The organism is Niveispirillum sp. FG156 (genome assembly GCF_057809555.1).
Genome location: NZ_JBMDKE010000051.1, coordinates 40,778 through 49,465 on the forward strand (window position 1 = coordinate 40,778; position 8,688 = coordinate 49,465).

Here is an 8,688-nt window from a genome sequence, read left to right on the forward strand (position 1 = left end):
TGTCACTCAACCCTTTATTGAGGTGGTTATATGTCCAACCAGCGGATTCCCACCAGCACGCTTCTCGCCGCCGCGCAGTCCGATGGGGCTGTACAAATCCCCTTGATCTACATCCCCCTTGGTGACAGCGCCAAGATCGGTATCAATGTGGCCGTATCGGTCCCTGGCTGGAACAATGATCAGCCAGTCGTCCGAGTTTATGAATTCGACACGGGCGGTAAGGGCTTCTGGGTAGACTCCACCAACCTCCCGCTTTTGGAGGTGGAGTCGCTGGGGTCCGTGGAAACGCTTTATACCAGTGGCAATTTCTATGAAGGTACAGCGGCCCAGGCGACCGTGTCCTTTCCGGGCGCCACCGTGCCGTCCGGTACCTCGGTACCTGCGATCTCTGCCATTGTCGGGCTGGTCACAACCTTCAACCGCTATCCGCAGGGCTGCATGATCCAGTCATCCGATCCGCTGGTGGTGGTGAAACGGTCAAATGACGAGCCACAGACAGCAGTGCCTGACAGCTTCCCGATTTTCACCGAGTGCTACGGCGATTTCGGTGCCTCGCTGGACGCCACGGCCGGGTCGCCCTCGCTGCTGTCCGTCCTGGCGCAGTATGTGCCGGTATTGACGAGTAACCGGACGCTGGAAAGCGGGTTCATCGTATCGGTACCGACCAGCGCGGATGATGCGGGATACCTGATCCTGGGCATCGGCAGCGCGCTGTCCAACCTGTTCAAAACCGAAGTCGCCATGAACCCCAGCGGCAGCCCAGCATACCCCTTGCAGGGTGGAGGAAGCGTTCCGACCTTTTCGGAACAGGTGATCAATGCCGACGTGACGGTCGGCAGCTTGACCGAACTGCAAGGCCTGGGCATTTGCCTGGATACGGGCTGCCCTCAGGTGGTGATGCATGGCGGCACCACGCTGACCATCGGTGTGAAAGGCGAGCCTGATTACGGGTCTGGAGCCCTGACGATCACCGTCGATGGCGGGACCGTACTGATGGATCCGGGAACCGATTACAACGCCATGCCAACCCCGACCACCAACCAGGGGCAGGGCTACATCAATACCGGCGTACAGAACTTCATGGCCTATCAGGTGATGTATAATCCCAGCACCGCTAAGCTGTACCTGTCCAGCGGCGGTTAAGCATCCGGGCGGCGGCTATTTCACGCCCGTACCACTGATCCAGCCGCCGCCCAGCATGCGCTCGCCATCATAGAACACGGCGGCCTGTCCGGGCGAAATCCCATACTGCGCGGCCTCCAGTTCGACGACCGCATTGCCGTCGCCATGCAGGACCAGAACCGCCGGCGCCGGGTTCTGGGCGGAACGCAGCTTCACCGATACGGGCATGGGCACCCCGACCGCGTTGGGGCCCAGCCAGTTCAGTTCGCGCACCATCACCTTGTCACGGGCCAGCGACGCGCGCGGCCCCACCACCACCTGATTGGCCACAGGATCGACGCGAACGACATAAAGCGGATCGACATCATCACCCGCTTCGGTCTTGCGGCCCCCGATACCCAGGCCCTTGCGCTGACCCACCGTGTAATTGATCACGCCGTCATGCCGGCCCATGACGGTGCCGTCGACATGCACGATCTCCCCCGGTCGCACGGCACCGGGCCGCAGCTTCTCCACCACCTTGGCGTAGCCGCCGGTGGGCACGAAGCAGATATCCTGGCTGTCGGGCTTGTCCGCGACGGCCAGACCCAGGGCATCGGCGATGGCGCGCGTTTCCGTCTTCGGCTTATCGCCCAGGGGGAAGCGCAGGAAATCCAACTGTTCCTGGGTGGTGGCGAACAGGAAATAGGACTGGTCGCGGTTATGGTCGGCCCCGCGCAGCATGGCGGCCCGGCCATCGACCAGTTCGCGACGCGCGTAATGGCCCGTGGCCATGCAATCGGCGCCCAGTTCGCGCGCCTGATCCAGCAGATCCTTGAACTTGACCGTCTGATTACAGCGGACACAGGGGATGGGCGTCTCACCCTTCAGATAGGTATCGACGAAATCATCCATCACCGACTGCTTGAACCGGCTTTCGTAATCCAGCACGTAATGGGGAATGTCGATCTGGTCGGCCACGCGGCGGGCATCATAGATGTCCTGACCGGCGCAGCAGGCACCCTTCTTGCCGACCGTCATGCCGTAATCATAAAGCTGCAAAGTGATGCCGACGACGTCATAGCCTTCACGGCGCAGCATGGCAGCAGCAACAGAGCTATCGACGCCGCCGGACATGGCGACGACGACGCGGGTATCGGCCGGGGCCTTATCAATGCCAAGCGAGTTCATGCCCCCTATATAGCGGCAAACCGGGCCGGGACAATCGCGCATCCCTTGCGGGGCCGCCATACGCCAAGCGGCTGGTTATGTGCCGCCCCCTCATGTAAAACGCTTGTTTGAATGACCAAGGGGAAACGCGCATGCCCAGCATCAAGGCCAATGGCATCACCATCGCCTATCAGGATGAAGGACAGGGGCCGGCCCTGCTGCTCTGTCATGGCTGGCCGGAACTGGGGCATAGCTGGCGTCATCAGGTGCCGGCCCTGGTGGCGGCAGGGTACCGGGTGATCGTGCCCGACATGCGTGGCTTTGGCGGGACCGACGTGCCGGACGCGGTGGAGGATTATACGATCCTGCATCTGGTGGGCGATATGGTCGGCCTTCTGGACGCGCTGAAGATCGAGAGCTGCACGATCATTGGCCATGATTGGGGCGCACCTGTCGCTTGGCATGCCGCCCTGATGCGGCCGGACCGGTTCCGCGCCGTAGCGGGGCTGGCCGTGCCCTGGTCGCCGCGCGGCCCCCATGGCAGCCTGGTCGGCATGGCCCGCGCCCAGGGCCTGAACCGGTTCTACATGGTCTGGTTCCAGGAACCGGGTGTGGCGGAGGCGGATCTGGAGCGCGATCCCTATGAAACCCACCGCCGCCTGCTGGTCGGTGCGTCGGGCGCATCGGCGGCGGCTGGCCGGGGTTGGCCGCTTGTCATCCCGGATGGCAAGGGGCTGGTAGAAGCCTGCCCGCCGGTCGAGAGCCTGCCCGACTGGTTGACCGAAGAAGATTTGCAGACCTATGCCACAGCCTATCGCCGAACCGGCCATCGTGGCGGCCTGAACTGGTACCGCAACCTGGACCGTAACTGGGCGCTGACCGCCCCCTGGCATGGCGCGCCCATCCGGGTTCCCGCCTGCTTCATCGCTGGCTCGCTGGATGGCGTGCTGCGCATGCCGGGCATGGACAAGGCCCTGCGCGCCATGGAGGGGATAACCTGCGCCGATTATCGCGGGACCACCTTAATTGACGGGGCCGGACACTGGGTGCAGCAGGAGGCACCGAAAGCGGTGAACACCGCGCTGATCACCTTCCTGCAAGGCTTGTAAAAAGATCGGAGTCCGAATATAGATCGGGATGCAACCTTTGCGCGGGGCATCATGATCAATGACATGTTCGACCGGTTAAGCGAGCCGGCGGCGAACCGGCTGGCCGACGGGTTTGTGCGGGTGGCGGCGGCGTTGAAGGCCAATGACTGGCGCGATGCCACGCCCCACGGCTTGACGGCGACGCAGGCCCGCATCCTGACCCTGCTGCGCGACAATCCCGACGGCCTGCGCCCCGTCACCATCGCGGCCCGCATCGGGGTGAAGGCCCCCACGGCCAGCGAGGCGACGACCACCCTGATCCAGAAGGGTCTGGCAGCCCGCGTTGCCGCCCCCGATGACGGGCGCGGCAATCTGGTGCTGGCCACCCGCGCCGGCCTGGCCCTGGCCGACCGGTTCGGCGGTGGGCCAGTGTTCCTCATCGATGCGCTGGGCGATATGCCGGCGTCGGACCAACTGTCGCTGCTGCGTCTGATGCTGCGCCTGATCCGCACGCTGCAACGGGCCGGGCATATCGCACCCAGCAAAATGTGCTTGGATTGCAAATACTTCCAGCCAAATGTAAAACCTGGATCGGATCAACCGCACCATTGCCATTTCGTGGGCGCGCCGCTGGGTGACCGGCATCTGCGCCTGGATTGCCCCGAACAATCCCCCGCCCCCATTCCCGTCGCGAACGAGGTCTGGGCCGGATTCCTGAATGATCGGGGAGAGGTGCGATGAGCATCCTTCTGTCCCACCTGCTGACCGGCACGCCGCAGCCACTGGGCGACAAGGCGGTGCCCAGTTCCATCGCCAGTCGCCGCCCCGTCACGGGTCCCGTGCGCGTCACCATGCTGGGGCTGGACGGTGATGCCGTGGGCGATACCAAGGTGCATGGCGGCCCGGACAAGGCCATCCATCTTTACCCGCATGATCATTATGCCGTCTGGGCCGCAGAGCAGCCGGCAATGGCGGCACACCTGTCGCAAGCGGGGGCGTTTGGCGAGAACCTGTCGGTCGCCGGGGTGACGGAGGCGGATGTCTGCCTGGGCGATGTGGTCGCTCTCGGCACTGCCCGGTTGCAGATTGCGCAGTCGCGGCAGCCCTGCTGGAAGCTGGGCGTGCGGTTCGGCCTGCCCACCCTGCCGCGTCTGGTACAGAAGACGGGGCGCACCGGCTGGTACTACCGCGTGGTGGATGAAGGGGTGGTGCAGGCCGGCGACGAGTTGCACCTGATCGACCGGCCCAACCCCGCCTGGACACTGGCCCGCGCGCTCCGCACCCTTTATGTGGACACGCTCAACCGCGATGCCCTGGCCGAGTTGTCCACCCTGCCCGGCGCCAGTGCCGGCCTGCAGCGTCTGGCCGCCAACCGTCTGGCCAATGAAGCCGTAGAGGATTGGGAGCGGCGGTTGGGGGGCGGTTAAGCCGTGACCGACCCCGGCACCACCGGACGCGGACGGCCATCCTTACCCAGGGCGACATAGGTGAACACCCCCTCTGTCACCTTATAGGCGGTGCCGTCATAGCGGCGGACCCAGACATCGACACGCACGCGGATGGAGGTGTTGCCGATCCGCTCCACCTCTGTGTAGCAGTTCACCTCGTCGCCCACGGCCACGGGGCGGTGGAACTTCATGGCCTCCACACCGATCGTCGCCACCGGCCCGCGCGCCACGCGCACGGCGGGCGCGGCCCCGGCCAAATCCATCTGCGACATCACCCAGCCACCGAACACCTGGCCATTGCCGTTCAGGTCGGCGGGCATGGCGAAGGTGCGCATGGAGGGTGCGTCGCGGTCGAAATCCGGCATCCGTTCCTGACTCATGCCCTGAAACTCCTTCTTTCATCAAAATGTAGGGGTCTATGTCGTCGGGAGATACCGCATCTCCTTGAACAACACCCCGACCCATTCCTATAATGGCGCATGAGCGACCTCTTCCAGAACTCCGCCGCCAAGCAGGACAGCTATTCCGCCCAGGACATCGAGGTCCTGGAGGGGCTGGAACCCGTTCGCCGCCGTCCCGGCATGTATATCGGCGGGACCGACGACCGCGCCCTGCACCATCTGGTGGCCGAGATCCTGGACAACGCCATGGATGAGGCGGTGGCCGGCCATGCCAGCCGCATCGACCTGGACCTGTCCGCCGACGGGACGGTCACGGTGCGCGACAATGGCCGTGGCATCCCGACCGACGAGCATCCCAAATATCCCGGCAAGTCAGCGCTGGAAGTGATCTTCACCACACTGCATTCCGGCGGCAAGTTTTCCGGCAAGGTCTATGCGACCTCGGGCGGCCTGCATGGCGTCGGCTCGGCAGTGGTGAATGCCCTGTCCGACCGCCTGCATGTGGAGGTGGCACGCGACCGGCAACTGTTTGCGCAGACATTCTCGCGCGGGCTGCCGCTGGGGCCGCTGACCCATGCGGGTGCGGTGCAGAATCGGCGCGGCACCACCGTCAGCTTTCATCCCGATGCCGAGATTTTCGGACCCGACGCGCATTTCAAGCCGGAACGGCTGTATCGGCTGTGCCGGTCCAAGGCCTATCTCTATCGTGGCGTGGAAATCCGCTGGTCCTGCGACACCGCCCTGATCAGCGCCGATAGCGGCGTGCCGGCGGCGGAGGTGTTGCATTTCCCCAATGGTCTGCTGGATTACCTGAACGGTACGCTGAAAAGCCGGACCACAGTCACCCCCCTGCCCTTTGCCGGTCAGGCCGATTTCCCCGGCGATGCGGGGCGTGTGGAATGGGCCATTGCCTGGCCGGAGGATGATGAGGGGTTCAGCCACACCTATTGCAACACCATCCCCACCCCGCTGGGCGGCACGCATGAGGTGGGGCTGCGCGGTGCCCTGACCCGCGCCATCAAATCCTATGGCGAGATGTCGGGTAACAAGCGGGCTGCCACCATCACGGCGGACGATGTGATGGAGGGCGCCACGATCCTGCTCTCCGTCTTCATCCGCGACCCACATTTCCAGGGCCAGACCAAGGAACGGCTGGTCAGCGCCGATGCGCAGAAACTGACCGAAAGCGCCATCAAGGACCGGTTCGACCATTGGCTGTCGGGATCGCCCGACGCGGCCAAGACCCTGATTGAGCGTCTGATCGAGAAGGCGGAAGAACGGGCGCGCAAGAAGGCGCAGAAGGAGATGGCGCGCAAGACGCCGACCCGCCGCCTGCGCCTGCCCGGCAAGCTGGCCGATTGTTCGCGCCAGAGCGCCGACGATACCGAGATTTTCATCGTAGAGGGCGATTCGGCAGGCGGTTCCGCCAAGCAGGCCCGCCGCCGCGATACCCAGGCCATCCTGCCCCTGCGCGGCAAAATCCTGAACGTGGCCTCGGCCAGCGTGGACAAGCTGCGTGGCAATCAGGAACTGGCCGATCTGGCCCAGGCCCTGGGCTGTGGCACCGGCAAGGAATTCAGCGCCGACAAGCTGCGGTACGAGCGCGTCATCATCATGACAGACGCCGATGTCGACGGCGCCCACATCGCCTCGCTGCTGATGACCTTCTTCTATCGGGAGATGCCGGGCCTGATCCAGCAGGGGCACCTGTACCTGGCCCTGCCGCCGCTCTACCGTCTGGCCGGCGGCGGCAACACCCGGTATGCCCGCGACGACGCGCATAAGGACGAGTTGATGAAGACCGTTTTCAAGTCGGTCAAGGGCAAGGTGGAAATCAGCCGCTTCAAGGGCCTGGGCGAAATGCCGCCCGCGCAGTTGAAGGAAACCACCATGGACCCCTCCAAGCGCACCCTGCTGCGTGTCGTGGTCCCGGATCAGCGCGACCCGGACCAGAAGGATGATGTCGAAGAGACCAAGGCCCTGGTGGAAAGCCTGATGGGCCGCAAGCCGGAACTGCGGTTCAAGTTCATCACCGAGAATGCGAAATTTGCGCAGGATTTGGATGTGTAGTCATGGACGAGAACGAAGCTCTGTTGGCTTTATTTCCATTTTTTGCTCAAGCCAGAGCTTCACTCGATAAAAACGAATTAAATTTCTCATATTACTGTTCTGCTGAAGTGGCATTTAATATTCTGCGTCACAAGAAATTCTGGTTAAGATCTGTTAATGTCATGAATGACTTCCTTGAAGTCGATCATGGCATGAAGTCATTGATGGCCGTGTCGTCAACCGAGTTGGGGCAAGAATTCAGAGCGCTCATAAATTCCAAATTTCCTGATATGTGGGATCGTGTGATTGCTAGTTTGAATAGTGAGTTTTTTAAATTCAAAACATCAACTTACATAATCTGTGTTTCAGAACACCCTAAAGACGAAGACCTGTATGGTCGGCTGTCAATGTGGCGCGCATACGGTGGTGAATCAGGCGTTGCCTTGGTTCTCAATAAAGATGTAATTATGGACGGTCCTGGGCAATATAATGTTGTTGCCGCCCCAGTGACATATGAAGACTTCAATTACATAATATCTCAATCGATATCGTCGATATACAACAATCCTTGCATATTTGACAATTTATCTCCTAGCGAAGTAGAGGGTGTTCTTTACAGAGCTTTCAAATATTTGATCTTGTGCTGCAAACACCCTGGGTTTAGAGAAGAGCGGGAATGGAGATTTATCTATACGCCATATGATTCTGACCCAGAGAGGCGCTTACAAAAAGATGTGGAATGCATCAGAGGTAGGCCGCAAATTGTTTACAAGGTAAAAATTAATGATGAAGCCACGGAAATCAACAAAATTAGCATGAAATCTTTAATTTCCGGAATCATAATTGGCCCAACAGAAGGGTGGTTTACCCTATATCAGGCATTTTATGATGAATTATTGAGTCTTGGTTTTAGTGAAGGCGAAATCCCAACAGTACTGAAAGTATCGCATATCCCATTAAGACACAAACAATGATAGTTTGTAATTTAATTGATGGACGGTGCCCAATGACCAAGCCAACCCGATCCATCGCCGCCGATATCCTGGAAGGCCTGAACGAAGCCATCGACTATCTGGATGGCAAGCCGACCGGTGTGCGCGTTACGCAGGTTGCGGTCGTGCCTAAGGTGGATGTGCGGGCCATTCGGTTGGCGACAGGATTAACGCAGGCGGAGTTTGCGGCGCGCTATGCGCTGCCCATCGACACCTTGCGGAAGTGGGAACGGGGTGAGCGGGAGCCAGACGCGGCAAGCCGAGCCTACCTCACCTTGATCCAACGGGACCCGGAAATGGTGGCGCGGACGCTGGCGGCGTGAGGCAAGCCGGCAGGTAGGGCGCACTTAGTGCGGGGTTCTTTTGACTGGAACCGTGTTTTCTTCGTCATCCCGGCGGAAGCCGGGACCCAGCGTAGAGCGGCGTCCGCCGCGACATG

Annotated in this window: 9 protein-coding genes; 7 read left to right on the forward strand and 2 right to left on the reverse strand. The window is 61.5% G+C overall.

All coding sequences use genetic code 11. The features are described 5' to 3' along the window. The first annotated feature begins 30 nt into the window (after positions 1-30). Positions 31-1,143 carry a hypothetical protein gene (locus ACODSP_RS25100; RefSeq protein ID WP_488968262.1) on the forward strand — a complete coding sequence of 371 codons (1,113 nt, stop codon included), beginning with the start codon at positions 31-33 and terminating at the stop codon, positions 1,141-1,143. A gap of 15 nt (positions 1,144-1,158) precedes the next feature. Here the strand turns inward: ACODSP_RS25100 and mnmA are convergent, their stop codons facing one another. Further along, positions 1,159-2,292: a tRNA 2-thiouridine(34) synthase MnmA gene (gene mnmA / locus ACODSP_RS25105; RefSeq protein WP_488968263.1), complete on the reverse strand. Its 1,134-nt coding sequence runs from the start codon at positions 2,290-2,292 to the stop codon at positions 1,159-1,161. A gap of 131 nt (positions 2,293-2,423) precedes the next feature. On the opposite strand from mnmA, the gene ACODSP_RS25110 reads away from it, so the two are divergent. The 3 genes from ACODSP_RS25110 to ACODSP_RS25120 are packed head-to-tail and all read left to right on the forward strand — an operon-like array spanning position 2,424 to position 4,786. After that, the gene (locus tag ACODSP_RS25110; RefSeq protein WP_488968264.1) at positions 2,424-3,380 is read left to right on the forward strand and encodes an alpha/beta fold hydrolase; all 957 of its coding nucleotides are present in this window, start codon (positions 2,424-2,426) and stop codon (positions 3,378-3,380) included. A gap of 51 nt (positions 3,381-3,431) precedes the next feature. Next, the gene (locus ACODSP_RS25115) at positions 3,432-4,100 is read left to right on the forward strand and encodes a MarR family winged helix-turn-helix transcriptional regulator (protein ID WP_488968265.1); all 669 of its coding nucleotides are present in this window, start codon (positions 3,432-3,434) and stop codon (positions 4,098-4,100) included. Beyond that, on the forward strand, positions 4,097-4,786 hold the full coding sequence (locus ACODSP_RS25120) for an MOSC domain-containing protein (protein WP_488968266.1): 690 nt from the start codon (positions 4,097-4,099) through the stop codon (positions 4,784-4,786). Before ACODSP_RS25115 ends, ACODSP_RS25120 begins: the two co-directional genes overlap by 4 nt. Here the strand turns inward: ACODSP_RS25120 and ACODSP_RS25125 are convergent. Next, on the reverse strand, positions 4,783-5,187 hold the full coding sequence (locus tag ACODSP_RS25125; protein ID WP_488968267.1) for an acyl-CoA thioesterase: 405 nt from the start codon (positions 5,185-5,187) through the stop codon (positions 4,783-4,785). The two genes, ACODSP_RS25120 and ACODSP_RS25125, sit on opposite strands and share 4 nt — an antisense overlap. 99 nt (positions 5,188-5,286) lie before the next feature. On the opposite strand from ACODSP_RS25125, the gene parE reads away from it, so the two are divergent. The 3 genes from parE to ACODSP_RS25140 are packed head-to-tail and all read left to right on the forward strand — an operon-like array spanning position 5,287 to position 8,572. Then, entirely contained in the window at positions 5,287-7,278 is a 1,992-nt protein-coding gene (gene parE, locus ACODSP_RS25130) for a DNA topoisomerase IV subunit B (protein WP_488968268.1), read from the forward strand. Positions 7,279-7,280: 2 nt separating this feature from the next. Then, on the forward strand, positions 7,281-8,231 hold the full coding sequence (locus ACODSP_RS25135) for a DUF2971 domain-containing protein (protein WP_488968269.1): 951 nt from the start codon (positions 7,281-7,283) through the stop codon (positions 8,229-8,231). A gap of 32 nt (positions 8,232-8,263) precedes the next feature. Continuing rightward, positions 8,264-8,572: a helix-turn-helix domain-containing protein gene (locus tag ACODSP_RS25140; protein WP_488968270.1), complete on the forward strand. Its 309-nt coding sequence runs from the start codon at positions 8,264-8,266 to the stop codon at positions 8,570-8,572. Positions 8,573-8,688: the final 116 nt, after the last annotated feature.